This is a genomic window from Pseudomonas sp. URMO17WK12:I11, assembly GCF_007677725.1.
Taxonomy (GTDB): Bacteria; Pseudomonadota; Gammaproteobacteria; order Pseudomonadales; family Pseudomonadaceae; genus Aquipseudomonas.
The window spans coordinates 549022-575215 of the sequence record NZ_VEDF01000002.1 but is presented as its reverse complement, the minus strand read 5'-3'; the positions used below and the strand labels follow the sequence as shown (position 1 = coordinate 575215).

The 26194-nt window shown below is 62.6% G+C and carries 31 protein-coding genes; 10 read left to right on the top strand and 21 right to left on the bottom strand.

Annotated elements, in window-relative coordinates:
* Position 1 precedes the first annotated feature (1 nt).
* Genes FS665_RS05955 through FS665_RS05935 form a run of 5 tightly spaced genes read right to left on the bottom strand, consistent with a single transcriptional unit; the run spans position 2 to position 3885 of the window.
* Entirely contained in the window at positions 2-634 is a 633-nt protein-coding gene (locus tag FS665_RS05955) for an SCO family protein (protein WP_145184825.1), read from the bottom strand.
* Entirely contained in the window at positions 631-1524 is an 894-nt protein-coding gene (gene cyoE / locus FS665_RS05950) for a heme o synthase (protein ID WP_145184822.1), read from the bottom strand. The genes FS665_RS05955 and cyoE overlap by 4 nt, the downstream gene beginning before the upstream one ends.
* Positions 1509-2588: a heme A synthase gene (locus FS665_RS05945; RefSeq protein WP_145184819.1), complete on the bottom strand. Its 1080-nt coding sequence runs from the start codon at positions 2586-2588 to the stop codon at positions 1509-1511. The genes cyoE and FS665_RS05945 overlap by 16 nt, the downstream gene beginning before the upstream one ends.
* A 9-nt stretch (positions 2589-2597) precedes the next feature.
* Positions 2598-3179: a hypothetical protein gene (locus FS665_RS05940; protein WP_145184816.1), complete on the bottom strand. Its 582-nt coding sequence runs from the start codon at positions 3177-3179 to the stop codon at positions 2598-2600.
* Positions 3148-3885, bottom strand: a complete 738-nt coding sequence (locus FS665_RS05935; protein WP_145184813.1) for an SURF1 family protein — start codon at positions 3883-3885, stop codon at positions 3148-3150. Before FS665_RS05935 ends, FS665_RS05940 begins: the two co-directional genes overlap by 32 nt.
* A gap of 61 nt (positions 3886-3946) precedes the next feature.
* Here FS665_RS05935 and FS665_RS05930 point away from each other — a divergent pair, with 61 nt between their 5' ends.
* A complete protein-coding gene (locus FS665_RS05930; RefSeq protein WP_145184810.1) occupies positions 3947-4150 on the top strand; it encodes a twin transmembrane helix small protein in 204 nt (67 codons plus the stop codon).
* 27 nt (positions 4151-4177) lie between these two features.
* Here the strand turns inward: FS665_RS05930 and FS665_RS05925 are convergent, their stop codons facing one another.
* The 4 genes from FS665_RS05925 to coxB are packed head-to-tail and all read right to left on the bottom strand — an operon-like array spanning position 4178 to position 8414.
* Positions 4178-5065: a cytochrome c oxidase subunit 3 gene (locus FS665_RS05925; protein ID WP_145184807.1), complete on the bottom strand. Its 888-nt coding sequence runs from the start codon at positions 5063-5065 to the stop codon at positions 4178-4180.
* A gap of 16 nt (positions 5066-5081) precedes the next feature.
* The gene (locus FS665_RS05920) at positions 5082-5648 is read right to left on the bottom strand and encodes a cytochrome c oxidase assembly protein (RefSeq protein WP_145184804.1); all 567 of its coding nucleotides are present in this window, start codon (positions 5646-5648) and stop codon (positions 5082-5084) included.
* Positions 5649-5659: 11 nt separating this feature from the next.
* Complete coding sequence (gene ctaD / locus FS665_RS05915; RefSeq protein ID WP_145184801.1) at positions 5660-7243, bottom strand: cytochrome c oxidase subunit I; 1584 nt, start codon at positions 7241-7243, stop codon at positions 5660-5662.
* A 43-nt stretch (positions 7244-7286) separates the two neighbouring features.
* A complete protein-coding gene (gene coxB, locus FS665_RS05910) occupies positions 7287-8414 on the bottom strand; it encodes a cytochrome c oxidase subunit II (protein WP_145184798.1) in 1128 nt (375 codons plus the stop codon).
* A gap of 370 nt (positions 8415-8784) precedes the next feature.
* Here coxB and FS665_RS05905 point away from each other — a divergent pair, with 370 nt between their 5' ends.
* A complete protein-coding gene (locus FS665_RS05905; protein ID WP_145184795.1) occupies positions 8785-9426 on the top strand; it encodes a hypothetical protein in 642 nt (213 codons plus the stop codon).
* A gap of 25 nt (positions 9427-9451) precedes the next feature.
* Here FS665_RS05905 and FS665_RS05900 read toward each other — a convergent pair whose 3' ends face one another.
* The 5 genes from FS665_RS05900 to prlC all read right to left on the bottom strand — a co-directional run bounded on the left by FS665_RS05900 (position 9452) and on the right by prlC (position 15668).
* A complete protein-coding gene (locus FS665_RS05900) occupies positions 9452-10987 on the bottom strand; it encodes a SulP family inorganic anion transporter (protein WP_178108295.1) in 1536 nt (511 codons plus the stop codon).
* Positions 10988-11177: 190 nt separating this feature from the next.
* Positions 11178-11897, bottom strand: a complete 720-nt coding sequence (locus FS665_RS05895; protein ID WP_145184789.1) for a carbonic anhydrase — start codon at positions 11895-11897, stop codon at positions 11178-11180.
* A gap of 286 nt (positions 11898-12183) precedes the next feature.
* Positions 12184-13242 (bottom strand): PA0069 family radical SAM protein, encoded by a 1059-nt coding sequence (locus FS665_RS05890; protein WP_145184786.1) that lies wholly within the window; start codon positions 13240-13242, stop codon positions 12184-12186.
* A 96-nt stretch (positions 13243-13338) separates the two neighbouring features.
* Complete coding sequence (locus FS665_RS05885; RefSeq protein ID WP_145184783.1) at positions 13339-13620, bottom strand: YheV family putative zinc ribbon protein; 282 nt, start codon at positions 13618-13620, stop codon at positions 13339-13341.
* Positions 13617-15668, bottom strand: a complete 2052-nt coding sequence (gene prlC, locus FS665_RS05880) for an oligopeptidase A (protein WP_145184780.1) — start codon at positions 15666-15668, stop codon at positions 13617-13619. The genes FS665_RS05885 and prlC overlap by 4 nt, the downstream gene beginning before the upstream one ends.
* Before the next feature lie 102 nt (positions 15669-15770).
* On the opposite strand from prlC, the gene FS665_RS05875 reads away from it, so the two are divergent.
* Both FS665_RS05875 and FS665_RS05870 read left to right on the top strand, forming a co-directional pair.
* Positions 15771-16319, top strand: coding sequence for a gamma carbonic anhydrase family protein (locus FS665_RS05875; RefSeq protein WP_145184777.1), 549 nt, complete (start codon positions 15771-15773; stop codon positions 16317-16319).
* Positions 16320-16384: 65 nt separating this feature from the next.
* The gene (locus tag FS665_RS05870; RefSeq protein ID WP_145184774.1) at positions 16385-17032 is read left to right on the top strand and encodes an HAD family hydrolase; all 648 of its coding nucleotides are present in this window, start codon (positions 16385-16387) and stop codon (positions 17030-17032) included.
* A gap of 38 nt (positions 17033-17070) precedes the next feature.
* On the opposite strand, the gene FS665_RS05865 is transcribed toward FS665_RS05870, so the two are convergent.
* A complete protein-coding gene (locus tag FS665_RS05865; protein WP_145184994.1) occupies positions 17071-18135 on the bottom strand; it encodes an aminopeptidase in 1065 nt (354 codons plus the stop codon).
* A gap of 85 nt (positions 18136-18220) precedes the next feature.
* On the opposite strand from FS665_RS05865, the gene FS665_RS05860 reads away from it, so the two are divergent.
* Both FS665_RS05860 and FS665_RS05855 read left to right on the top strand, forming a co-directional pair.
* Positions 18221-18634 carry a hypothetical protein gene (locus tag FS665_RS05860; RefSeq protein ID WP_145184771.1) on the top strand — a complete coding sequence of 138 codons (414 nt, stop codon included), beginning with the start codon at positions 18221-18223 and terminating at the stop codon, positions 18632-18634.
* A 55-nt stretch (positions 18635-18689) separates the two neighbouring features.
* The gene (locus FS665_RS05855) at positions 18690-19103 is read left to right on the top strand and encodes a hypothetical protein (protein ID WP_145184768.1); all 414 of its coding nucleotides are present in this window, start codon (positions 18690-18692) and stop codon (positions 19101-19103) included.
* A 46-nt stretch (positions 19104-19149) separates the two neighbouring features.
* On the opposite strand, the gene FS665_RS05850 is transcribed toward FS665_RS05855, so the two are convergent.
* Entirely contained in the window at positions 19150-19383 is a 234-nt protein-coding gene (locus FS665_RS05850) for a DUF1161 domain-containing protein (RefSeq protein WP_145184765.1), read from the bottom strand.
* Between the two features lie 73 nt (positions 19384-19456).
* A complete protein-coding gene (locus FS665_RS05845; protein ID WP_145184762.1) occupies positions 19457-19882 on the bottom strand; it encodes an OsmC family protein in 426 nt (141 codons plus the stop codon).
* A gap of 154 nt (positions 19883-20036) precedes the next feature.
* Here FS665_RS05845 and FS665_RS05840 point away from each other — a divergent pair, with 154 nt between their 5' ends.
* Positions 20037-21041 (top strand): LLM class flavin-dependent oxidoreductase, encoded by a 1005-nt coding sequence (locus tag FS665_RS05840; RefSeq protein ID WP_145184760.1) that lies wholly within the window; start codon positions 20037-20039, stop codon positions 21039-21041.
* 58 nt (positions 21042-21099) lie between these two features.
* Here FS665_RS05840 and FS665_RS05835 read toward each other — a convergent pair whose 3' ends face one another.
* Both FS665_RS05835 and FS665_RS05830 read right to left on the bottom strand, forming a co-directional pair.
* Entirely contained in the window at positions 21100-21321 is a 222-nt protein-coding gene (locus tag FS665_RS05835; RefSeq protein ID WP_145184757.1) for a DUF1161 domain-containing protein, read from the bottom strand.
* A 104-nt stretch (positions 21322-21425) separates the two neighbouring features.
* Positions 21426-21641 carry a dodecin gene (locus tag FS665_RS05830; RefSeq protein ID WP_145184754.1) on the bottom strand — a complete coding sequence of 72 codons (216 nt, stop codon included), beginning with the start codon at positions 21639-21641 and terminating at the stop codon, positions 21426-21428.
* A 148-nt stretch (positions 21642-21789) separates the two neighbouring features.
* Between FS665_RS05830 and FS665_RS05825 the strand changes: the two genes are divergently transcribed.
* The gene (locus tag FS665_RS05825; protein ID WP_145184751.1) at positions 21790-22113 is read left to right on the top strand and encodes a YqjD family protein; all 324 of its coding nucleotides are present in this window, start codon (positions 21790-21792) and stop codon (positions 22111-22113) included.
* Here FS665_RS05825 and FS665_RS05820 read toward each other — a convergent pair.
* The gene (locus FS665_RS05820; protein ID WP_145184748.1) at positions 22110-23006 is read right to left on the bottom strand and encodes a LysR family transcriptional regulator; all 897 of its coding nucleotides are present in this window, start codon (positions 23004-23006) and stop codon (positions 22110-22112) included. The genes FS665_RS05825 and FS665_RS05820 overlap by 4 nt on opposite strands.
* A gap of 110 nt (positions 23007-23116) precedes the next feature.
* Between FS665_RS05820 and trpB the strand changes: the two genes are divergently transcribed.
* Entirely contained in the window at positions 23117-24334 is a 1218-nt protein-coding gene (trpB, locus tag FS665_RS05815; protein ID WP_145184746.1) for a tryptophan synthase subunit beta, read from the top strand.
* Positions 24331-25140, top strand: coding sequence for a tryptophan synthase subunit alpha (trpA, locus tag FS665_RS05810; protein WP_145184743.1), 810 nt, complete (start codon positions 24331-24333; stop codon positions 25138-25140). Before trpB ends, trpA begins: the two co-directional genes overlap by 4 nt.
* 55 nt (positions 25141-25195) lie before the next feature.
* Here trpA and FS665_RS05805 read toward each other — a convergent pair whose 3' ends face one another.
* Positions 25196-26095: a LysR family transcriptional regulator gene (locus tag FS665_RS05805; protein WP_145184740.1), complete on the bottom strand. Its 900-nt coding sequence runs from the start codon at positions 26093-26095 to the stop codon at positions 25196-25198.
* Positions 26096-26194: the final 99 nt, after the last annotated feature.

Genomic DNA, 26194 nt, shown 5'->3' with positions numbered 1-26194 from the left:
CTCAGTCCCGCTTCACCAGGCCGGGCAATTGCGCCACCAGCTTCTGATTGTTGAACGGCGCGCGGATGAACCCACGCTGACGTCCGTCTGGCCCGACGATGGCCAGGTTGCCGCTGTGATCGACGGTGTACCCCGGCTTGCTGGTATCGGCCGGAATGAACGGAATGCTCAAGGCGTTGGCCAGTTTCTGGGTGTCCTCGATCGAGCCTGTGACCCCCACGAAATCCTTGTCGAAGTAACCCAGGTACTGCTTGAGCTGGTTCGGCGTATCGCGGTTGGGGTCGACACTCACCAGCACCACCTGCAGCCGTTCCAGCGCAACCTTGGGCAGCTCGCTCTTGACCTGGCGCAGCTGGGCCAGGGTGGTAGGGCAGATGTCCGGGCAATAGGTGTAGCCGAAGAACAGCAGCGACCATTTGCCCTTGAGGTCGGCCAGGTGCAGCGGCTGGCCGTTCTGGTCGGTCATGGTGACATCCGCTACCGCACGGCTTTGCGGCAACAGAATGATGCCTGCATCGATCAGCTCGGTGGGGTTGGGCTGGTCCTTGCCATTGAGCACCTTGTTCACGGTCAGGCCCAGGATCAGCGCGACCAGGGCAACGAGGATGAAGACGGTTTTCTGGGTTCGGGTCATAGATTCAGCAACAGGTAATGGTCAACGAGCAACGCGATGAACAGTGCGAACAGGTAGACGATGGAGTACTTGAACGTACCGATTGCCGCGTGCGGCCGGCTGCCACGGTACAACACCCAGGCCCACTGCAGGAAGCGCAGGCCGAGGGCGAGGGCGCAGGCCAGGTAAAGCGGGCCGCTCATGTGAATGACGAACGGCAACAGGCTCACTGCCAGCAGGATCAGGCTGTAGAGCAGGATATGCAGCTTGGTGTAGTGCTCGCCATGGGTGACCGGCAGCATGGGGATGTCGGCCTTGGCGTACTCCTGCTTGCGATGGATGGCCAAGGCCCAGAAGTGCGGCGGGGTCCAGGCGAAGATGATCAGCATCAACAGCAGCGGCTCGGCACTGACCTGCCCGCTGACCGCGACCCAGCCCAGCAACGGCGGCGCGGCGCCAGCCACACCGCCTATGACGATGTTCTGCGGCGTGGCACGCTTGAGCAAGCCGGTGTAAAGCAGCGCATAACCCAATAGCGAGGCGAGGGTCAGCCAGGCAGTCAAGGCGTTGGTGAAGCGCAGCAACAGGGTCATGCCCAGCACGCCCAAGGCCAGGGCGAACAGCAACGCGGGTAACGGCTCGACCCGCCCTTGGGCCAGCGGCCGCTTGTAGGTGCGCGCCATCAGCGCATCGATGCGCCGGTCGAGCACATGATTGACCACCGCCGCGCTGCCCGCGCACAGCCCGATACCCAGATTGCCGAAGAGCAGCACGCCCCAGCCGACTCCCGCGCGCGTCGCCAGGAACATCCCCACCAGCGAGGTGATCAGCATCAGCACGACCACCTTTGGCTTGGTCAGCTCCAGGTAGTCGCGCCAGCTTGCCTGCTGTGCCTTCAGAATCGTCGCCACGAATCCTTCCTCATGTGATGGGTGATGCCCACAGCGGCGACTGGGCGCAGACGCCAGCCTCGGCCCACGCCGACCCGCACTTTGTCGATCACCCGAATCCGGTAGTTCACCAGCACCATGCACAGCAGCAGCAGCGCGCCACCGGCGTTGTGTGCGACCGCCACCGGCAGCGGCAAGTGGAACAGGATATTGCTGATGCCCAGGCCGACCTGTACCAGCAATGCCAGCAGCACCAGGCGCGAGAGCCCGGCCAGGCCGCAGCGGTACAGTTTCCACGAAAGTAGCAGCAGCACCGCTGTCACCAGCAGCGCACCCAAGCGGTGACTCATGTGGATCGCCGTGCGGGCGTCGCTGTCGAGCTGTCCGCCCAGGTAGTTGGGGCCGACGTGCTGAGTCAGGTGAAAGCCGTTACTGAAGTCGGCTGCCGGCCACCACTGGCCATGGCAGGTAGGCAGGTCGATGCAAGCCACCGCTGCGTAGTTGGCACTGACCCAGCCGCCCAGGGCGATCTGACCGATCACCAGCAAAAACCCCAGCGCCGCCAGGCGGCGCAGGCTCAACGGTAGCTTCGGCAGCGGCGCGAAGGCCCGGGACAGGCGCAGCGCCAGCAGCAGAAGCAGGCTGAGGGTGGTGAAACCGCCAAGCAGGTGCGCAGTGACCACCTGCGGCCATAGTTTGAGCGTCACTGTCCACATGCCGAATGCTGCCTGCGCCAGTACTACGCCCAGCAACAGAAGCGGCAAGCGATAGGGTTGCCCGTCGCGGCCGTGGCGGCGTACCGCCTGCACTGCCAGCGCGGCAATGACCAGCGCCAGGGTGCCGGCAAAATAGCGATGCACCATCTCGGCCCAGCCCTTGGCCGCTTCCACCGGGTGCTCTGGAAAATGCTGCTCGGCATGGGCCAGTTGCGCTTCGCTCTTGGGTACGCCGATGAAGCCATAGCAACCAGGCCAGTCCGGGCAGCCCAGCCCGGCATGGGTCAGACGGGTGTAGGCGCCGAGCATGACCACCAGCAGCGCGAGCAGGGTGGCGAACACGGCAAGGCGAAAACCGGGTCTGGCCATGGCAGGCTCCTAGCCGATGTTGGAGAGCTTGAGCAGGTGGCGCAGGTCGTCGAGCACGTGCTTGCCGTTGACCTTGGCGTCGTAGCGCAGCACCAGGTTGCCGTGCGGATCGACGATCCACAGTTGCGGACCGGCTTCACCGACCTGCTCCTGGTAGCGCTGGACATCCAGCGCATAGCGCTGCAATTGCGGGTATTCACGCCCCAGCAGCGCTTGGAAGGCCTGCGGCAGCGGTTGCGCCGCCGCCAGCGCATGGCTGGCGCGGCTGGCATCCCGGCCCAGGCCGACCTGGATCTGCCGCACCAGGTACACCAGCCGTTGGCAATCGGCAGCGCAGGCTCGCGGGGCGCTAACCAGCAACTGCCAGCGCCGGTCGTCGCCGGCCACGCCCAGGTCGGCGCGGCTTTGACCATTGCCGATCATCGTGCCGTGGTAGCTGCGACCCTCCGGCACCCAGAACTTGAGCTTGTACATGCAGGTGGCCAGGATCATCGGGCCGAGCACCACCAGGAGTATCAGAATCAGCTGCAAACGCCCGCGGGCCCTGGGGTTGCTACGTTCAGGCAGGTCCAGTCGAGTGGCGGTGGCCATGCGCTTTCTCCTTCTTGTGATGCCAGCCGAAGTAGAGGTAGAGCAACAGCAAGGTGATGGCCAGGGCGAACCACTGCACGGCGTAGCCAAGGTGCTTTTCCGGACCCATGGCAACCAAGGGCCAGTCCACTCGGTAGGCGGCAGGGCCTGGTTCCAGACGCAGTTCATGGGCAAAACCGTGACGCTCGAGCTGTTGCCATAGCGCCCCGGGCTCAAGGGCATTGAGCACATGCGGCCATTGCGCCCCCGCCGCGTCTGGGCGCAGCACGAATGCGCGACCAGGCGTTACGTACACCGAGGCGTCCAGCTCCAGGGCCTCGACGGGCGTTTCGAATTGCACCGGTATGCGCCGATCGGGCCACGCCAACCAGCCTCGATTGATCAGCAACCACACGTCACTGGCCTGGTCATGGAAGGCCTGCAGCAGCTCGACCCCGGCCTGGCCATCGCGCATGCGGTTGTCCAGCAGCACACTGTGCTCGGCATCGAAACGCCCGTAGAGGCGTACCCGCCGGTAGGCCTGGTCTTGCTCGCTCGACAATTGCGTGGCGTCCAGGGGCGCCGCGATCCGTCGCTCGGCATAGGTCGCCAGCAACAGGCGCTTTTGTTCGGCGCGGCCAAGTTGCCAGCAGCCCAGGGCGATCAACCCTGGCAGCATCGCCAGGACCAGCAGGGTCGGTAGCCAGCCTGGGCGGAACGTCCTCATCGAGGCCTCGCCACGTGGATCGCTATACTGGTTTGCATCACTACCCCCTTGGAGTATCGCCATGCTCAAGGCCGCGATTGTCCTGATGCTGTTGGCCACGATTGCCAGCCTGTTCAGTGGGCTGGTGTTTCTGATCAAGGACGATGAACACTCCACCCGCCTGCTCAAGGCCCTGACCGTGCGCGTGACCCTGGCCGCGCTGACCGTCGGCCTGGTTGCCTGGGGCTTGATCAGCGGTCAGCTGGTGTCGCACGCGCCTTTCTGAAGTCCGCACGGGGTTGTCCGGCGGCCTTCACAGCACATAGACAAAGATGAACAACCCCACCCACACCACGTCGACGAAGTGCCAATACCAGCTCGCCGCCTCGAAACCGAAATGCTTGTCCGGGCTGAAGTGCCCGCGCAGGATGCGCGCGAACATCACCATCAGAATGATCGTGCCCAAGGTGACATGGGCGCCGTGAAAACCGGTGAGCATGAAGAACGTCGCGCCATAGATGCCTGAGCCCAAGGTCAGCCCCAGCTTGGTGTAGGCCTCGAAGTACTCATACGCCTGCAATGCGATGAAACTGATGCCCAGGGCGATCGTCAGCGCCATCCACAGCTTCAAGGATTGGCGGTGATCACGGCGCAAGGCGTGGTGGGCGAGGGTGATGGTCACGCTCGAGCTCACCAGCAGAACCGTGTTGATCAACGGCAGGTGCCAAGGGTCGATGACTTCCCTAGGCGGCGGGAACAGCTTGGGATCAGGCGTGTGCAGCAGCGGCCAGGCGAATTCGAAGCTGGGCCACAGCATGTGCGCCACCCCCTTGGCGCCGTCACCGGCCAGCCAGGGTCCGGCGAGCACGCGTACATAGAACAGCGCACCGAAGAAGGCCAAAAAGAACATCACCTCGGAAAAGATGAACCAGCCCATGCCCCAACGGAACGAGCGGTCCATCTGTGAGCTGTACAAACCGGCATGGCTCTCCTTGATCACCGCGCCGAACCAGCCAAACAGCATGTAGGCCAGCAGCAGGGCGCCGATGAAGAAGATCAACGGCCCATGAGACCCCGGATGGCCGGCCTTCATGTCATTGAACCAGGTGCCCAGGCCGTAGACCGTGATGAACATGCCGAGGGTGGCGATGATCGGCCATTTGCTCTGTGCCGGTACGTAGTAATGCTCATGACGTGCCATTGCTGTTCTCCTTCCCTCAACGGGCGCCTTGAACGTCCTGTAGCGCGGCGTGGGCGATCGGCGGGTGACGCGCAGTGATGTCGAACAAGGTGTAGGCCAGCGTCAGGTGCTTCACACTGGCTGGCAGGTCGCGGTCGACGATGAAGCGCACCGGCATTTCGATGCGTTCGCCCGGCTGCAGCACCTGCTGGGTGAAACAGAAGCACTCGGTCTTGTGGAAGTACGCCGCCGCCTCGGCCGGGGTGATACTGGGAACCGCCTGGGCGCTCATCGCCCGGTCGGTGGGGTTGTGGGCAATGAACAGCATCTGGTTCACGGCCCCTGGATTGACCTCAAGCTGGTCGGCGACGGAATGGAACTCCCAGACCATGTCGCTGGCATTGGTCGACATGAACTGCACCCGCACCGAACGGGCAGGGTCACTGACCTGACTGCCCAGGTACGGCCCGCCGGTCTTGCCGTTGATGCCGAAGGCTTTGCACATCACGTCATACAGCGGCACCAGGGCGAAGCCGAAGGCGAACATCACCACCGTCAACAGCAGCAGGCGGGTGACCAGGCGATGCAGCGACGAGCCGTTCATGGGCCAGCCTCCTATTTCACATCCGGTGGCGTCTGGAAGGTGTGATAAGGCGCGGGCGATGGCACCGACCACTCCAGCCCCTCGGCACCGTCCCAGGGTTTGGCGGGCGCAGGATCGCCACCGCGGATGCACTTGATGACGATGAACAGGAAGAAGATCTGCGTTGCGCCGAACAGAAACGCGCCGATCGAGGACACCATGTTGAAGTCGGCAAACTGCAGGTTGTAGTCAGGGATGCGCCGTGGCATCCCGGCCAGGCCGACGAAATGCATCGGGAAGAAGGCCAGGTTCATGCCCACGAACGACAGCCAGAAGTGCAGCTTGCCAAGGGTTTCGTCGTACATGTGCCCGGTCCATTTCGGCAGCCAGTAATAGGCCGATGCGAAGATGCCGAAGATTGCCCCAGGCACCAGCACGTAGTGAAAGTGCGCCACCACGAAGTAGGTGTCGTGGTACTGGAAGTCTGCCGGCGCGATCGCCAGCATCAGCCCGGAGAAACCACCGATGGTGAACAGAATGACGAAGGCGATGGCGAACAACATCGGTGTCTCGAAGGTCAGCGAGCCTTCCCACATGGTGCTGACCCAGTTGAACACCTTCACCCCGGTAGGCACAGCGATCAGCATGGTGGCGTACATGAAGAACAGCTCACCGACCACGGGTATGCCGACCACGAACATGTGGTGGGCCCAGACGATGAATGAAAGAAAGGCGATTGCGCCGGTGGCGTAGACCATGGAGGTGTAGCCGAACAACGGCTTGCGCGAGAACGCGGGGATGATCGAGCTGACCGCGCCGAAGGCCGGCAGGATCATGATGTAGACCTCGGGATGGCCGAAGAACCAGAACACATGCTGGAACAGCACCGGGTCGCCGCCACCGGCGGCGCTGAAGAAACTGGTGCCAAAGTGGATATCCATCAGCATCATGGTCACCACCCCGGCCAGTACCGGCATCACCGCGATCAGCAGAAACGCGGTGATCAGCCAGGTCCAGACGAACAGCGGCATTTTCATCAAGGTCATGCCAGGCGCGCGTAGGTTGAGAATGGTGGCGATCACGTTGATCGCGCCCATGATCGAGCTGACGCCCATCAAGTGAATGGCAAAGATGAAGAACGTGACACTGGCCGGCGCATAGGTCGTCGACAGCGGCGCATAGAACGTCCAGCCGAAGTTAGGCCCGCCACCTGCGCTGAACAAGGTCGATACCAGCAGCAGGAATGCCGCTGGCAGCAGCCAGAAACTGAAGTTGTTCATCCGTGGCAAGGCCATGTCTGGCGCGCCGATCATCAGCGGAATCATCCAGTTGGCCAGGCCGACGAAGGCCGGCATCACCGCACCGAACACCATGATCAAGCCATGCATGGTGGTCATCTGGTTGAAGAACGCAGGTTCCACGATCTGCAACCCGGGCTGGAACAGCTCGGCGCGGATGACCATGGCGAACGAGCCACCGAGCAGGAACATGCTGAAGGCGAACCACAGGTACATCGTGCCGATGTCCTTGTGATTGGTGGTCAACACCCAGCGCATCAGGCCCTTGGCCGGCCCGTGAGCGTGCTCGTGGCCATGCTCGTCGATCACTGCACTCATGTCCTGTCTCCTGCAATCCATCGATTGCCGCCCGTTAGCCGGTTCACTTGGCTTCTGCCTGCTTGAGCGCCAGCACGTCCTGCGGCGTGACCATGTCGCCCTTGTCGTTGCCCCAGGCGTTGCGCTCGTAAGTGACCACCGCGGCGATGTCGACCTCCGACAGCTGCTTGCCGAATGCGGCCATGGCCGTGCCGGGCTTGCCGTGGTAGACGATGCCCAGGTGCGCCTCTTTCGGCCCGGTGGCGATTTTCGACCCCTTGAGCGCCGGGAACATCGGCGGCAGCCCCTGGCCCTCGGCCTGGTGACAGGCCACGCAGGTGGTGTGGTAGACCTTGTCGCCACGCTCGACCAGTTCCTGCAAGGTCCATGCTTTGCTGGTCAGTTCCTTGAGCTTGGCCGCTTCAGCCTTGCGCTCGCCCAGCCAGGTGTCATAGTCGGCCTGGGACTTGACCTCGACCACCACCGGCATGAAACCATGGTCCTTGCCGCACAGCTCGGTGCACTGGCCGCGATAGATGCCGGGCTTTTCAATGCGGGTCCAGGCTTCGTTGACGAAGCCTGGAATAGCATCGCGCTTGACGGCGAACGCCGGCACCCACCAGGAATGGATGACATCGGCAGCGGTGACCAGGAAGCGCACCTTGGCGCCGACCGGCAGCACCAACGGCTGATCGACTTCAAGCAGGTAGTGCTCATCCTTGGGCGCCTGATTGTGAATCTGCTCGGCGGGCGTGGCCAGATTGCTGAAGAACTCGACATCCTGGCCCAGGTACTTGTAGTGCCACTTCCACTGGTAGCCGGTAACCTGAACGTCGATGTCCGACTCGCTGGCATCGTAGATGTCGATCAACGTCTTGGTGGCAGGTATGGCCATGGCCACCAGAATCAGCAGCGGCACCACGGTCCAGAGGATTTCGACCCAGGTATGTTCGTGGAAGTGCGCGGCCTGCTGGCCGGTAGAACGGCGGTGAACGACCATCGACCAGAACATCGCACCGAACACCACCACGCCGATCACCACGCAGATCCAGAAGATCGTCATGTGCAGATCAAACACGGCGTTGGAGACGTCCGTCGCCCCTGGGTGCATGTTCACGGTCCAGGCAGCACTGGCCTGACCCAGAACCGACCACAACAGAAGGCCCATCCATACAAGTGGATGTCGCATCATTGCGGGTTCCCCTTTCTCGTTCTTGTTGTCCCGGAGGCAGGGCCTGCGGCAAGAGGGAACGGCGGTCAAGACTGCCTGACTTCGACGACCGAGCCCCTGCATAGAGCAGTCGGGCCTCATCAACGAATCACGTTCAACGGGAGTATAGACAGCGACCAATGCCCCGCAATGGGGTCGATGAAAGGAACTTCATGAAACCGAGCACGGCCGCCATAAGCCCGTACTAGAGGGGGTGTGGCACAATAATGGTGCAGCTATATGCTTAATCTCGCACACGTTTGCGCGGCATATAACAAAACCGTCTTAGGTATTCCGTATACCGAGCTAATTTAGTGTCTTCCGTTTGAAACGTATTGTCCCTGGAGTTGTCATGAACATCGCTGCTGTACGCGAGCAGATCAGCCAAGCCCACGACCACGAAGCCCGCACCGGTCAACTGAAAGCGCGTCTCGAGCTGCAACTGCCCCACCTGCATCCCTCGATCCAACTGCCTGAGCAGGACGCCCAGGGTACCTTGGCGCGCTTCGTCAGCGCTTACATAGGACAAGTACCGGAATTGCTCGAGGCTGCGCAAAGCGTAGCGCGCGAAGCCGGCATCGAATCGCAGATCAAGCCGGTGCTGAAAATTGCCGAGGCGTATTTTCTGCAGCCGCCGAGCGTGATGCACGGCCAGGTCGGCCTCGATTGCCTGCTCGACGAAGCCTACCTGGCCCACCGTCTGGTGGAGGAGGTCAACGACCTGTACATCCGCCACTTCCAGCAACCGCTGATTCCGCTCGATACCACCGTAGCCAACCTGATCGCCCATCAGCTGATTGGCGAAACGTTCGCCAATCAGCTCGATGAGGTGGTGCACCATTCGGTCGATGAGATGCTCGATGACCAGAGCTTCGCCGCCGAATCGGTGCAAGCCTACCGCCAGACCCTGTGCAGCCCCGAAACCGGCGCGGCGTGGAAGCGCTGGCCCTGCCTGTCTCGTCAGCTCGGGGTGGAACTGGACCAGCCCGCCTGATCGCGATGGCTCGCGGGTGCTCGGCTCAGGCCCCGACACCCGCCGTGGTGCGCGTTCTACCCTCGACTCGGCGCTTCAGACGCTGATGCTCGATCACCAGCCTCGATCCATTGGCGGCATTGCTGCGGCTCCAGTCCTCCAGCAGCTCCATGCACGAGTGGTCGACGTAGCGCAGGTTGCTCAAGGGTACGTGCAGGGTGGTCCCGGCCGGTACGGTATCGAGCACCTGGGTCAACGCCGGTACCTTGAGGAAGGTTGCAGCACCGCTCAGACGCAGCTCCATATGGCCTTCCTGTGCCAGGTCCACCAGGCTGATCTTCAGCCGCGCGGCCTTGAACGACAGTTTCAGCAAGGTCAGGGCAAAGCCCAGCAACACGCCGGTCAACAGGTCAGTGAAGATGATCGCCAAGGCAGTGGCCGCGTAGGTGAACATCGGCATGCGGCCATAACGGCCCAGCCCGCGAAACGCCTTGAAGTCGACCAGTTTCACGCCGGTGAACACCAGTACCCCGGCCAGGCTGGCCACCGGGATCTGCTGCAGCACACTGCTCAGGACCACCACGAACGCGAGCAACCATACACCGTGCAGAATGGCCGATGCGCGGGTTTGTGCACCCGCTTGCACATTCGCCGAGCTGCGTACGATCACCCCGGTCATCGGCAGTGCGCCGAGCACCCCGCAAAGCATGTTGCCAATGCCCTGCGCCGACAGTTCACGGTCGAAGTCCGAGCGTTGACCGCTGTGCATGCGGTCCACGGCAGCGGCCGACAGCAAGGTTTCCGCACTGGCGATGAACGCCAGGGCAAAGGCTGCGACCAGCAGGGTCGGATCGGCCAGTTTCATCAGGTCGTCCGGACGGATCCAGTCGATCGCCTCTGACAGATCCGCGGGCACTTCGACGCGGTTGACCGGCAGCGCCAGCCACATTGCGATGGCGGTCATCGTGGTCACACCCAACAGCGCGCCCGGGATGAAGCGCAGCGTCTGCGGGCGTAACTTTTCCCAAGCGAACATGATCACAATGGTGCCCAGGCCCAGGGCCCCGGCGATCCACCCCGAGCCTGCGTTTTCGCGAGGCAGGGCAGCGGCTACGGTGCTGGGAAACTCCAGCAGGTTCTGCATGCCCGAGGGCTGTGGCGCGGTATCGAACATCACGTGCACCTGCGACAGCACGATCAACACCCCGATACCGGCCAGCATGCCGTACACCACGGCAGGGGCGGTGACGCGGAACCAGCAACCGAGGCGCAGGCGCCCGGCCAGCAGCTGCAGGACGCCGGCCAGCAACAGGATGGGGCCGAGCATTTCCATGCCATGCTGACGCACCAGTTCGAACACCAGCACCGCCAGCCCCGCTGCCGGGCCACTGACCTGCAAGGGCGATCCGGCCAGGAAACCCACCACGACGCCGCCGATGATCCCGGTTATCAGCCCTTTGGCCGGAGGCATCCCCGAGGCAATCGCGATACCCATGCACAAGGGCAGGGCGACCAGAAAGACCACCACCGACGCCAGCAACTCACGCGGCAAGGCCGCTTTCAACTGTGTCATGTTCACCATCGTTCTCCTTACTCTGACGCACGGCCATTCCTCTGGCCGTGGGCACATGGATCCCTGACACCCGCGCAGGCGCGCACCGCCAGCGTGATTGCCGGCAAGCAGGTCAGGGCATTTTCAAGGCAGCCGAAGGCCGCGCCACACCCGCGTGGGGTGCAGCCGGCTATTCAAGGTTCAGCGTTGGACGGGTCGCTTAGTAGCGGCCTCTCGGGGTGGCGCACGGTACCGGTTCGCCGGCAGCCAGTGGCATGAAGCTGTCGCTTGCAGCGTCGTAGGCTTCGATCTTGCTGGTTTCGATGTCGTAGACCCAACCGTGGATGTACAACTGGCCTGCTGCCAGGCGCGAGGCCACCGATGGGTGGGTGCGCAGGTGGTGCAGCTGGGCGATGACGTTTTCCTTGGTCAGCACCTGCATGCTTTCGTGTTCGCTGCCGCACGAGCAGTTGTTCTCGACCACGGTGCGCGCCACTTCGGCGTGGCGCAGCCAGGCACTTACGGTGGGCATCTTGTCGAGCGAGTGCGGGTTGAGCACTGCGCGCATGGCGCCACAGTCGGAGTGACCGCAAATGATGATGTGGTGCACTTTCAGCGCCAGCACGGCGTATTCGATGGCACTGGAAACACCGCCGTTCATCTGCCCGTAGGGCGGAACCACGTTGCCGACGTTACGGGTCACGAACAAGTCGCCTGGCGAGCTCTGGGTGATCAGCTCGGGGACGATTCGGGAGTCGGCACAGGTAATGAACATGGCGCGCGGGGTTTGCGCGGTGGCGAGCTTCTTGAACAGCGCTTGTTGCTCAGGAAAAACGTCATGATGGAAACGCAGGAAGCCGTCGACGATGTGCTTAAGGGCGGCATCGGCGTTTTCCGCGGGCACCTGCGGAACGACCTTGGATGGGTCCTTGACTGGCATGATTCATCCTCTTGGCGGTGTGTAGGTAAATCCATCTTACCGGTGAAAGATTCTGGCTATGCGCAGATTTAGATGACGCGCACGAGCGATAGATCACAGTCTCCGTGATCTGGATTCCTACGCTAGCGGGGAAAACTTAACTGAAACTTAATTCGAGCGCTCTAGAACGGGTGTTCCAGAACGAAAAGGCGGGACCTGAATAATAGCAAAAAAGCATCAACTGCCAAGAGCCATTACTGCAATTATTTGCTTGGATTAGTAAGACTCGGGATGGCCCCGGCCACGTTCATAAAAGGGCCATCTGCCTTCCGGGTGGGCAAAAGGCCGAGCAGTCCAACGCCTGTGCTTCACGCCCGTCGAAGTCTAGCCGCTTCATGGCCCGCGCGAAGCGTTGCGCCAGCAGGTCGGCGAACACCCCTTCGCCGCGCATGCGCGAACCGAATCGGCTGTCATACAGCTCGCCGCCACGGCTCTGGCGAATCAGGCTCACGACATGTGTGGCGCGCTGCGGGTAATGGTCTTGCAGCCACTGTTCGAACAACGGCGCCACTTCCAGCGGCAGGCGCACCATCATGTACGCCGCGCTCTGGGCGCCGGCTTGGCTGGCAGCTTCGAGCAGATGTTCGAGTTCGCTGTCATTGATCATCGGAATCATCGGCGAACACAGCACCCCTACCGGCACGCCAGCCTCGCGTAGCACGCGAATGGCCCTCAACCTGGCCTTGGGCGAAGCGGCGCGCGGTTCGAGGACCCGCTTGAGGTCATCGTCCAGGGTGGTCAGGCTGATCATCACCCGCGCCAGGCGCTGACTGGCCAACTCTGCGAGCAGATCAAGGTCACGCAGCACCAGTGCGCCCTTGGTGACGATGGTGACCGGATGGCGAAAACGCAGCAGCACCTCGAGCAAACGCCGGGTCAGGCGGTGCTCGCGCTCGATCGGCTGGTACGGGTCGGTATTGGCACCCAGGTTGATCGGCGCGCACACGTAGCCAGGCTTGCTCAGCTGCTCGGCGAGCACCTCGGCGGCGTTGGTCTTGGCGATCAGCTTGGTTTCGAAGTCCAGGCCTGGCGACAAGTCCCAATAGGCGTGAGAGGGCCGGGCATAGCAGTAGATGCAACCGTGCTCGCAACCCCGATAGGGGTTGATCGAGCGGTCGAAGGGGAGGTCAGGGGAAGTGTTGCGGCTGATTATCGATTTGGCGATTTCACTGCGCACCTCGGTGCCTTGAGTGAGCGGTACCTCTTGTAGCCAGCCGTCATCCTCGACCAGCGAACGGGTCGCGGCGAATCGATTGTGCGGATTGTGAGCCGTGCCACGGCCTTTGAGTGGAGATGACGAATTCATGGGCTACCCCGATGCTGTATGCACATACAGTATCGGGGTAGCCCATGAATCTTTCCAGCACCTCTGGTCAGGGTTGCCCTGACGCCGACGCAGCGCTTACTCGCTCGGCTTCTTCAGCTTCGGATTGGGGAAGAACTGCACCGTCTGCACCTTGGCCGGAGCGGCCTTGGGTTGCAGGTGGTTAACCCGCGTACCGAGCTCCTTGGGCACCGATAGGCCTTGCTCATTGAGCGTGTCGGTAAAGCCGCAGGCCACGCACTCACGATGCGGCACGTCGTCCTCATTCCACATCATCAGCTTGTCAGGCTCGCTGCACGCCGGGCACACCGCCCCGGCAATGAAGCGCTTCTTGGTCTTGTTCACGGCAACCTCACTCATGCCGCAGCGGCCTCGCTCAGCCCGCTGTGGCGTAGCAACGCGTCAATGGAAGGCTCACGCCCACGGAAGTCCACGAACAGCTCCATGGGCTCGCGCGAGCCGCCGCGCGCCAGGATCGCTTCACGGAAGGCGCGCCCGGTATCGGCATTGAACACGCCTTCTTCCTCGAAGCGCGAGAAGGCGTCGGCCGAGAGCACTTCAGCCCACTTGTAGCTGTAGTAGCCGGCCGCGTAACCGCCGGCGAAGATGTGCGCGAAGCTGTTGGGGAAGCGGTTGTAAGCAGGCGGGCGCATCACCGTGACCTCGTCGCGCACGCCTTCGAGCACCTGCAGCACGCTGCGGCCATCGCCATGGGTGGCGTGCAGCTCGAAGTCAAACAGCGAGAATTCCAATTGCCGCACCATCATCATGCCCGACTGGAAGTTCTTCGCTGCAAGCATCTTGTCCAGCAAGTCCTGGGGCAAGGCAGCGCCGGTTTCGAAGTGCCCGGAAATCAGCGCCAGGCCTTCAGGCTCCCAGCACCAGTTCTCCATGAACTGGCTGGGCAGCTCGACGGCATCCCAGGCCACGCCATTGATGCCGGACACACCGGCATGCTCGATGCGCGTCAGCATGTGGTGCAGGCCATGGCCGAACTCATGGAACAGGGTGGTCACTTCGTCGTGGGTCAACAACGCAGGCTTGCCAGGCGCTGCCGGCGTGAAGTTGCACACCAGGTTCGCCACCGGGCTCTGCAGTTCGCCTGCAGCCGTGCGACGGCGATCGCGGGCACCGTCCATCCAGGCGCCGCCGCGCTTGTTGGCGCGGGCGTACAGGTCGAAGAAGAAGCGGCCCACGTGCTGGCCGTCTTCCTTGATCTCGAACAGGCGCACGTCAGGATGCCAGCTGTCGAAGCCCTGGATCTCAGCGATCTCGATGCCGTACAGGCGCTGTACGATGCCGAACAGACCGTTGAGCACCGTATCGATCGGGAAGTAGGCACGCAGGGTTTCCTGCGACACGCTGTAGCGTTGCTCGCGCAGCTTCTCGCCGTAGTAACCGGCGTCCCAGCTGGCCAGTTCAGCACAGCCTTGCTCGGCGGCATAAGCCTTGAGCTGCTCGAGGTCGCGGGCGGCGAAGGGCTTGGAGCGCTTGGCCAGGTCACGCAGGAAGCTCAGCACCTGGTCGCTGGACTCGGCCATCTTGGTGGCCAGGCTCAGCTCGGCGTAGTTGGCATAGCCCAGCAGCTCGGCCAGCTCCTGGCGCAAGTCGAGGATTTGCTGCATGACCGGGCCATTGTCGAACTGGCCGGCATTCGGGCCTTGGTCCGAGGCGCGGGTGCAGTAGGCCGCGTACAACTCCTCGCGCAGGGCGCGGTCATCGGCGTAGGTCATCACCGCGTAGTAGCTGGGGAACTCCAGGGTGATCAACCAGCCGTCCAGCCCCTTGGCCTGGGCTGCGGCGGCCATCTGCGCCTTGGCCGAGTCGGTCAGACCGGCCAGCGCGGCCTCGTCGGTGACATGCTTGCTCCAAGCCTGGGTGGCATCGAGCAACTGGTTGGAAAAGCGGCTGCCCAACTCGCTCAAGGTGCTTTGCACCTCGGCGTAGCGCTGCTGTTTGTCGGCCGGCAGGTCGATGCCCGACAAGCGGAAATCACGCAGGGCATGCTCAAGAATGGTTTTCTGCGCCACATCGAACTGTTCGGCCTGTGGGCTGGTGGCCAGCGCCTGGTAGGCTTCGAACAGCGCACGGTTCTGGCCCAATTCGGTAGAGTAGGCGCTCAGGGCAGGCAGGCAGGACTCATAGGCCTCGCGCAGCGCCTTGCTGTTGCACACCGCATTGAGGTGGCTGACCGGGCTCCAGGCGGCGCCCAAACGGTCGTTGAGTTCGTCCATGGCCAGCACCAGGCCGGACCAGGTAGGGTTGCTGCCCTGTTGCTCGAGGATCTCGGCGATGGCTTTACGGTTGTCGGCCAGGATCGTTTCGATCGCCGGCAACACGTGTTCGGCACGGATTTGCGAGAAGGGCGGCAGATCGTAGGACTGCAGAAGTGGGTTGTTCGCACTCACGGTTCGGATACCTTGGCAGAAGAAACACTACCCCATCTTAATTACAATCGATGCCGACCGCAGCAGGCAGGCTGCCTATCGGTACAGATGAGAGACGCTATCATGGCCATTCGCAGCTTCCAGCAACACACGCCGAAACTGGCACCACGGGTATTCGTCGACCGTTCGGCGGTCATCCTGGGCGATGTGGAGATCGGCGAAGACAGCTCTGTCTGGCCGCTGACGGTGATTCGCGGCGATATGCAGCGTATCCGCATCGGTGCGCGCACCAGCGTGCAGGACGCCAGCGTGCTGCACATCACCCATGCCGGGCCTTTCAATCCCGACGGCTTTGCGCTGATCATCGGCGACGAGGTGACCATTGGTCACAAGGTCATGCTGCACGGCTGCACCCTGGGCAATCGCATCCTGGTGGGCATGGGCAGCACCATCATGGATGGCGCCATTGTCGAGGATGAAGTGGTCATCGGCGCCGGCAGCCTGGTGCCGCCCGGCAAGCGCCTGGTCAGCGGGTACCTGTACATGGGCAGCCCGGTCAGGCAGGCCCGGCTGTTGAATGACAAGGAACGCGCCTTTTTCAGCTACAGCGCCGACAACTACGTCAAGCTCAAGGATCAGCACCTGGCCGAAGGCTACGACCAACCTGAATGACTGCATTGGCGGGCCCGCCGGATCACCCGTGCCAAGGCCCGCAGCATTGAAGTGGATCTCCTCACATGCATCAGCAAAACATCCTGTTCGACCTCGACGGCACCCTGACCGACCCGCGCCTGGGCATTACCCGTTCCATTCAGTACGCCCTGGCCAAACTCGGTATCGACGAGCCCGACCTTACCCGCCTCGAACATTTCATCGGCCCGCCGCTGCTGCAGGCCTTCATGCAGTTCTACGGATTCGATGAGGCCAAGGCCTGGCAGGCGGTCAATTTCTACCGTGAACGTTTCCGGGTTACCGGCCTGTACGAAAACCAGGTGTTCGAAGGCGTCCCGCAGCTGCTCGAAACGCTCGGCGCCCAAGGCCGCACGCTGTACATCGCGACATCCAAACCGTGGGAGTTCGCCCGCGAAATTGCCCGGCACTTCGCCTTCGATCACCATTTCAAGGTGATCTACGGCAGTGAACTGGACGGCACGCGCACCAACAAGGTCGAGCTGATCCGTCACCTGCTGGATGAAGAGCGGCTCGATCCGGCGCAGACGCTGATGATCGGCGATCGCAAGCATGACCTGATCGGCGCGCGCAGCAACGGTTTGCAGGCGGTGGCGGTGGGCTATGGGTTTGGCAGCCATGCAGAGCTGCAAGCCGAAGCGCCGGCGTTTCACTTCGCGACCCTGGTCGACCTGCATGAGGCCTTCAAGGGCTGAGGCAGTGGCCGGCTGCCCGTGCAGCCCACTGCAGCGCTTCACAGCCGTTTCTGTAGCGCTGCCATCCTTTGTCGCGCCGGCAAGCGTGCCAGTTGCTCGACGCGCTGATAGAACAGCGTCCAATCACCATCCACCTCGCGGAACAACGCCGCGAAGGCCGGCACCCACTGGTCATACAAGCCAAACGGCAGCAGCTTGGCGTTGTTCAGCGGGCCATACATCCAGGCGTCGTAGCGCCTGTCGCCATGCCACTGGCTGTCGCGCAGCTGTTGATAACGGTGGCGCAGACGCTCGAACTCGGCGTGCTTGGCCTGGCGTTTCTGCGCAGCAGTCAAGGTTCCCGAATACAGAGTCTGCAGGCGCTCGCGGGTGGCCAGCACCAGGCGGGTGAACTGTTCACGCTGCTGCAACTGCGCCGGGTCGGATGCCCCAAGGCCGCGGGCGGCGCGCCATTGCTGCGTGCCTTGCTGCTCGACGAAGGTGGCAAACGACTCGTTGAACGCGGTGTCGTCCTGCACGTACACGCGCTGGTGGGCCAGCTCATGGAAAATCAACGTGGCAAGACGCTCATCACCCCAGCCCAGCATGGACGACAGAATGGGGTCATCGAACCAGCCCAGGGTCGAATAGGCCTCGACGCCGCTGACGTACACGTCCAAGCCCTGCTCACGCATCAGGGCCGCCGCACCGCGCGCGGCACCTTGGCGATAATAGCCCCGGTAGGCCACGCAACCGGCAATGGGGAAGCAATGCGTCACCGGCTGCAACGACAATTCCGGGGTAGCGAAGACGTTCCAGACCACGTAAGGACGCTTGAGGTCGGCGTACAACCGATAGCTGCGGTTGTCGGGCAATTTCAGCTGTTCGCTGGCGAATGCCCGTGCCTCTTCGGCATGCCGCAGACGCGCCCGCAACTGCGCGCTGGTGGCAGGGTCGGCGAGCACCTGGTCCACCGGCTGACGCGCGCGTAGCAACTGCCACTGCCCCTCGGTCAGCTGAGCGTAGTAACCGGCAGTGCCGCAGCCGCTCAGCAGAAAGGCGACTGACAGCGGAACCAAGTACCTGAAAAGGCGGTCGAGTGGCCCGGGGCCTGAGTACTTCAGACAACATGAAAGATCCATCTGGCGCTTTTCAACCCGCTCATGGCCAATGCGCCCCAAGCCTATCTCGCCAAGGGGGAGTTTCGCCATGCGTGCCCTGTTGCTCAGTAGCTCGATATTGTTGATTTCTGCCTGCTCGACCCTGCCTGACCCAGACCCCAATCAAGCCTGGGTAGACTTGACACCCAATGACGACACTTCGCTGCATGCACTGCAGGTGGATGAGCGTGACTGGGCCGACAGCCGGTATTTCGAGGTGCAGCCGGGCGGCCACGAACTGACCGTGCGCTATCAATTTCCGGTCGCTCCCAGCAACATTGGCCCGGTCGAGGCCCCGTTGTGGCGCGACTGCCAGGTCAAACTGAGCTTCAAGGATTTCAACGCAGGCCAGCGCTATCAGTTGCAGGCTGGCAGCATCGGTTTTCGTCCATGGGTCAAGCTGTATGACCAACAGCAAAAACTCCTGGGCCAGGGTGCACCGGCCGGTTGCCAGCGCACCTGAGGCAGGTAAACAGGACTATGCTTGTAGCTTGTGTACCGCACGCCGGAGAAATGCCATGCGCCAGCCCATGATGCTGATGGCCTTGAGTGCACTAGGGGCTTGCGCCAGCCCATTGCCCCCGGTCGACCCCAAGCAGGCCTGGATCGACCTGTTCACCATGACCCCCGGCCGGGTGATCATGGCCGATCGCCTGGATGGCCAGCGTCTGGACGACGGTCGCTATTTTCAGGTAACCCCTGGCAAGCATGAACTGGTCGTGCGTTTCGATTATGAGATCTACGGCGGCGGCATGATGACCCAGCCCAGGGACCGCACCTGTTACCTGACGGTGCGCTACGCCGACTTCAAAGCCGGGGAGCGCTATCGCCTGGAGGCTCGAGCCCCCGTGATGGAGCCGCAGGTACTGCTGTATGACGGCAGGCGCAACGTGCTGGTCAACGAACCGAGCGAAGTGTTCTGCATCCCATGAAGCACCAGGGCCGCATCGCGGCCCTGGTGCTTCATTCGCTTTCATATCATCGATCGTTTTTCTGATAGATGATCTTCCTGGTGCCGCCATCGCAGCTGCCAACGACCATGTTCTGGTCCGTGACCTCGGCGTTCGGCACGATTTCCAAGGTGTAGGAGGGCACACCTTGGGCCTGGATCTTGGCTTCGATCTCAGCCTTGAGCGCTTCGCACGGTTTGACCGCCGCCAGTGCAGAAGTGGCCATAAGCGAAGCCAGCACGGTGATTGCCACGCGAATCATGAAACGGCTCCTGAAAAGGCAGCAGCGCTGCCGACAGTCGTTAGACTACAACAAGCAACCACCGTTGCGCGGTTTATCCAACCAGCGCAGCGTCCAGGCTAATTTCCGCATTCAGCACCTTGGACACCGGGCAGCCAGCCTTGGCCTTGTTGGCGATCTCGAGGAACTGCTCCTCGCTCGCACCAGGCACCTTGGCCTTGAGGATCAAGTGCACAGCAGTGATGGCGAAGCCATCGTCTTGCTTGTCGAGGGTGACCTCGGCGGTGGTGTCGATGCGCTCTGGGGTCAGACCTGCCTCGCCCAGCATCATCGACAGGGCCATCGAGAAGCACCCGGCGTGAGCAGCGCCGATCAGCTCTTCAGGGTTGGTGCCTGGGGTATCTTCGAAGCGCGTGTTGAAGCCGTAAGGATTCTGCTTGAGCGCGCCGCTTTGCGTGGAGATCTGGCCTTTGCCATCTCTCAAGCCGCCCTGCCAGATCGCCGATGCTGTCTTTTTCATGATGACTCCAGTAGTAGGGTTGTCTGTCCTCATTTTCGAGGCTCTTGGCTGACGGCAAGTTCAGAGCAATCGCACGGCAAGGATTGAATTAAGCGAATCTGCCCATAGAGAGTCACTAGGGCCTGAGGGCCAACCACTTGTTGCGGAGGCTGCAATGACCCAGCTGCACGACCTGAAAATCTCGGCCCTGGACCTGGTGCCGGTGCGCGCCGACCATGGCCCGGCACAATCGCTGCACAACGCCCTGGACCTGGCCCGACATGCCGAACGGTTCGGCTACAACCGGTTCTGGGTGGCCGAGCACCACAACATGGACGGTATCGCCAGTTCGGCCACTTCAGTGCTGATCGGTTACCTGGCTGGTGGCACCTCGAGCATCCGCGTCGGCTCTGGCGGCATCATGCTGCCCAACCACGCGCCGCTGGTGATCGCCGAGCAGTTCGGCACCCTGGCCAGCCTCTATCCCGGTCGAATCGACCTGGGCCTGGGCCGCGCGCCGGGCTCGGACCAGCTAACAGCTCACGCCCTGCGCCGTGACCGTAGCGGCAGCGCCGATGACTTCCCGGACGACGTCGAGGAACTGTCTCGCTATCTCGGCCCGCGCACCGATGATCAAAAAGTGATTGCCGTGCCAGGCCACGACACCGAGGTGCCACTCTGGCTGTTGGGTTCGAGCCTGTTCAGCGCACAGCTGGCAGGGATGCGTGGCATGCCCTACGCCTTTGCTTCGCACTTCGCCCCGCGCTACATGCACGAGGCGATCCGCATCTACCGCGACCACTTCAAGCCATCGACTACCTTGGCCAAGCCCTATGTGATGCTGGGCATCCCGATGGTGGTGGCCGAGACCGACGAGAAAGCCGAATACCTGGCGACCTCGACTTATCAGCGCATCCTGTCGCTGATTCGTGGCCAGAGCCTGATGCAAAAGCCGCCGGTGCCAAGCATGGATGGCCTGTGGCTGCCCCATGAGCGCGATGCAGTCGGCAGTTTCCTGGGCCTGGCGATGATCGGTAGCCCGGAAAAAGTCAAAGCGAAGGTTGAGGTATTGCTGGAACAAACCGGCGCTGATGAGCTGATCTTCACCAGCGACCTGTATGAGCATGCCGACCGGGTAAGGTCCTATGAGCTGATGGCCCAGGCGCTCAAGCCTGCCTGATCGGACGTGCGGGTGAGGCGGGCAGCGCCGCGCTCGCCCGCAACCGGCCACTGCAGCTCTAGCCGCGTCGATAGACGATTTCCTTGGTGCCTGCCTCGCAGCTGCCCACCACCTTGCCAGCGGGCTCGCCCTTGTCGACCACTTCCAGCGTATAACCCTGCACGCCTTTGCGTTCGAGCTTCTGGGCGATCTCAGCCTTGAGCTCCTCACACGGTTTACCCGCTGCCATGGCGCCGCCGGCGATTGCCATCAACCCTGCCGCCAACATCAGTTTCATCATCGATCGCATTCCTTGTACAGATGAGAAAAACACAAAGGGCGCCGCCAAGGCGCCCTCCGGAGTTATAACGCCATCACGCCGGGCCTTGCCAGCCCGTGAGTGTTTCAGCTGTTGGCGATACGGAAACCGACCTTCAGCGTTACCTGGAAATGGGCCACTTGGTTGTCTTGAATATGGCCACGGGTTTCAGTGACCTCGAACCACTCCATATTGCCCAGGCTCTTGCCTGCTTCGGCCAGCGCGTTGTTGATCGCTTCCTCGATGCTGGTGGTCGACGAGCCAACCAGCTCGACTTTCTTGTAAGTGTGGTGATCGGACATGAGCGCTCTCCTTGGGTACGTGCAATTGAGCCTAGCAGCGCAGGCTTGGTTTACCTGCGAGCGGTCGCAGGCAATGAAAGTTCGATCGCACTTTCGCTTCGCTTGGCAGTCGCAATTTGTACAGCCCATACTGCAAAGGAGAGTCAACATGCCCCGCAACTCGCTGCGTAAAACGTCCCTGGAAAGCATGGAAGCGGAGATCGAAAGCCTCCTCAAGAGCCTGGAAAGCCTCAAGCACGATGCTTCCGAGGAAACCCAGAAATCAGTGAAAGCAATGCGCAGCAACGCCGAAACCGCGCTTCGTCACTCGCGCAGCCTGATCAGCGACGCCTATGAGGAAGTCAAAGAGCGCACTCGCCAAACCGGCATTGCCACCCGCGACTACGCGCAAGAGCACCCCTACACCACCGCCGGCGTCGCCATCGGCGCACTGGGCCTGCTGGCTGCCTACCTGCTGTGCAACCGCCGCTAAGCACCTTGCCTGGCCAGTTCGGCTTTTAGCCACTGCGCCAGCTGCTCGGCGCGCCCATCTGCGGCGCGCCGCGGCACCCACAATGCCAGCACTGCAGGGCTTGGAGTGAATCCCCACGGCGCACTCAGGCGCCCGGCACGCAAGTCGTCAGCCACCAACGGTTGTGGCGCAATGGCAACCCCCAGCCCGGCTACCGCCGCTTCCAGCAGGTAATACAAATGCTCGAAGGCCTGACCGTATTGCAGCGCGTCGGTTGCCAATCCCTGCTCGCTCGCCCACGTCGGCCAGGCTTGTGGGCGCGAGGTGGTGTGCAGCAACGCTTCGTCCAGCAAGGCCGTGGCCGGTGCAGCCTGCAAGCGCTCGAAGCCTGGATAGCGGGGGCTGAGCACCGGGCCGATACGCTCCTGGGCGAGCACATGCACCTGCATGTCGGCAGGCCATGGCGGCTCGGCGTACACCAGCAACGCGTCGAGCCCAGGCCGGCGGGGGTCCAGGTCGCCTTCACCTGCTGACAGGTGCAACGGCAGTTGCGGCAGGTCTGCCTTCAAGCGCCCCAGACGCGGAATGAACCAGCGCGCCAGCAAACTACCTGAGCAGCCGAGCACGAACGGCGCCTCGCTGACGTCCCGGCTGAGCTCGCCGCAGACACTGCGCAGGCGATCGAAGGCTTCAGCGCAGGCATCGCGCAGACGCACACCGGCATCTGTGAGTTTGATGCCGCGCCCTTCCTTGCTGAACAAGGCCACGCCCAGGTCTGCTTCGAGCACCTTGATCTGCCGGCTGACCGCACCATGAGTGACATGCAGCGCTTCAGCCGCTTGGCTGACGCTGTTGAACCTGGCGGTCGCCTCGAAGGCGCGCAAGGCATTGAGTGGAGGAAGATCGTGAGCCATGGCAACTGTGAGTTTTTCTGACAAGTTGGGTAAATCTTATCGGTTTTCAGCCGGCCGCGCGCTGGGTACAGTAAAGCCCATCACTCATTCGTAACGCCTTGGAGCGCCCCATGACCCAGTCCCAATACCGCCCCGGCCCCGACGCCAATGGCCTGTTCGGCTCGTTTGGTGGCCGCTACGTGGCCGAAACCTTGATGCCACTGGTGCTCGATCTGGCCCGCGAATATGAAGCGGCAAAGGCCGACCCGGCGTTCCTCGAAGAGCTGGCGTACTTCCAGCGCGACTATATCGGCCGCCCCAACCCCCTGTATTTCGCCGAGCGTCTGACCGAGCACTGCGGCGGCGCAAAGATTTTCTTCAAGCGCGAAGAGCTCAACCATACCGGCGCACACAAGGTGAACAACTGCATCGGCCAGGTCCTGTTGGCCAAGCGCATGGGCAAGAAGCGCCTGATCGCCGAAACCGGCGCCGGCATGCACGGCGTGGCCACCGCCACCGTGGCAGCGCGCTTTGGCCTGCCTTGCGTGATCTACATGGGCGCCACCGACATCGAGCGCCAGCAGGCCAACGTGTTCCGCATGAAGCTGCTCGGTGCCGAAATCGTACCGGTCACAGCCGGCACCGGTACCCTGAAAGACGCGATGAACGAGGCCCTGCGTGACTGGGTCACCAACGTCGATGACACCTTCTACCTGATCGGCACAGTGGCCGGGCCGCACCCGTATCCGGCGATGGTGCGCGACTTCCAATCGATCATCGGCAAGGAAACCCGCGCCCAGTTGCAGGAAAAAGAAGGCCGTCTGCCGGACAGCCTGGTTGCCTGCGTGGGCGGCGGCTCCAATGCCATGGGCCTGTTCCATGAGTTCCTCGAAGAGCCCAGCGTACAAATCATCGGCGTCGAGGCCGGTGGCCATGGCGTGCATACAGACAAGCACGCTGCCAGCCTGAACGGCGGTGTCCCCGGCGTGCTGCACGGCAACCGCACCTACCTCCTGCAGGATGATGACGGCCAGATCACCGATGCCCACTCGATCTCTGCCGGCCTCGACTACCCAGGTATCGGCCCCGAGCACGCCTATCTGCACGAAGTGAAACGCGTCGAGTATGTCAGCATCACCGATGATGAAGCCCTGGATGCGTTCCACGCCTGCTGCCGTCTCGAAGGGATCATTCCGGCCCTGGAAAGCGCCCATGCGCTGGCCGAAGCGATCAAACGCGCACCTGGCCTGCCCAAGGATCACCTGATGGTGATCTGCCTGTCGGGGCGCGGCGACAAAGACATGCAAACCGTGATGACCCATATGGCTGCCCAGGAGAAACAGGCATGAGCCGTCTCGAACAACGCTTTGCCGAATTGAAAGCCGAGGGCCGTGCCGCGCTGGTGACCTTCGTCACCGCCGGCGATCCGGGCTACGACGCTTCGCTGCAGATCCTCAAGGGTCTGCCAGCCGCTGGCGCCGACGTGATCGAACTGGGCATGCCGTTCACCGACCCGATGGCCGACGGCGTGGCCATCCAGCTGGCAACCCTGCGCGCGCTCGAGGCTGGCCAGAACCTCACAAAAACCCTGGCGATGGTGCGAGAGTTCCGGGTCGACGACCAGACCACGCCGGTCGTGCTGATGGGTTACTACAACCCGATCCATCGCTTTGGCGTACAGGCGTTCGTCGCTCAAGCCCAGCAAGCAGGCGTCGATGGCTTGATCATCGTCGACTTGCCGCCTGAGCACGATGGCGAACTCGCCGATCCGGCCCAGGCCGCAGGCATCGACTTCATTCGCCTGACCACCCCAACCACCGATGACGCGCGCTTGCCGCGCGTGCTCGAGCGCAGCTCTGGTTTCGTCTATTACGTGTCGGTTGCCGGTGTCACCGGTGCAGGCTCGGCGACCACCGAGCATGTCGGCGAAGCGATCGCTCGTCTGCGTCGGCACACCGACCTGCCGGTGAGCGTCGGTTTCGGCATTCGCACCCCCGAGCAGGCGGCCGCCATTGCGCGCCTGGCCGATGGCGTGGTGGTGGGTTCAGCGCTGGTCGACAAGATCGCCCAAGCCAAGGATGCCAATCAGGCCGTCGACGATGTCCTGAGCCTGTGCTCAGCCCTGGCCGCCGGGGTACGCGGCGCACGCGATTGACCGCAGCGCCCGCAGCGCTTGCCTGCACCGCTGGGTGCAGCAGGCGATGCGGGTATCAACGATTGCGCTCTTGCTCAAGCCAGTCAACGAACCGCTCGATCAACGCCCCACGCCGTTTACGCGGCGGCAGTACCGCGTAATAGCCTCTTTTCGAAGTCAGGCTCCCTGGCACTGGCCGGCAGAGCAAGCCTTGCTCGACCAGCCCATCCACCAGATGCGCCCAACCGATCGCCACCCCTTGCCCGGCGATCGCCGCCTGGATCAGCAGGGTGTAGTTGTCGAAGCGCAGCTGCCCCGGCGGCGGCGGGCTGGACACGCCCAAGCCACGAAACACACCGGCCCAATCGAACCAGCGACTGGCCTGCTCGCCACGCAGATGGAGCAGCGGCATGCGCTGCAACGCTTCCGCGGACAGCGTTGGATCATGGGCGAGTCGCGGGCTGCAGACCGGGAAGACTTCTTCATCGAACAGCCAACGACTTTCGCCCTGGTGGAATCGGCCATCTCCGAACAGTACCGCTACATCGATATCCGGACGCAGCATGGCCTGACTGCGCTCACCGGTCACCAAGCTTACATCGACCTGTGGATAAGCCTGGTGAAAGCGCTGCAGGCGTGGCATCAGCCAGAACGCTGCAAAGGCAAAGTCGGTAGCCACTTGCAGCACCTCGCGCTGACCACGCCCGCTGACTTCGGCGATACCATCGTCCATGGCCTGCAGACCCAGGTGCACTTGCGCGAACAACGCCTGGCCGGCCTCGGTTAGCGCGATGCCTCGGTAAATGCGGTCGAATAGCCGTCTGCCCAGCTGCGCCTCCAAGCGCTTGACCTGCTGGCTCACTGCCGGCTGCGTGGTGCCCAGCTCGAGAGCAGCAGCGGTAAAGCTGCGCAAACGGGCCGCGGCTTCGAATACCCGCAGACTGTCCAGCGACACTGCGGCCAGATGGTCAAACATAAGCTCCGCTAATCCCAGTCATTGCCCGCCATGGGCTTTACCCAAGTTATTCACAGTCTCATCGTGAGGGGCAAGTGCTTCGCATAATCCTCAACGATG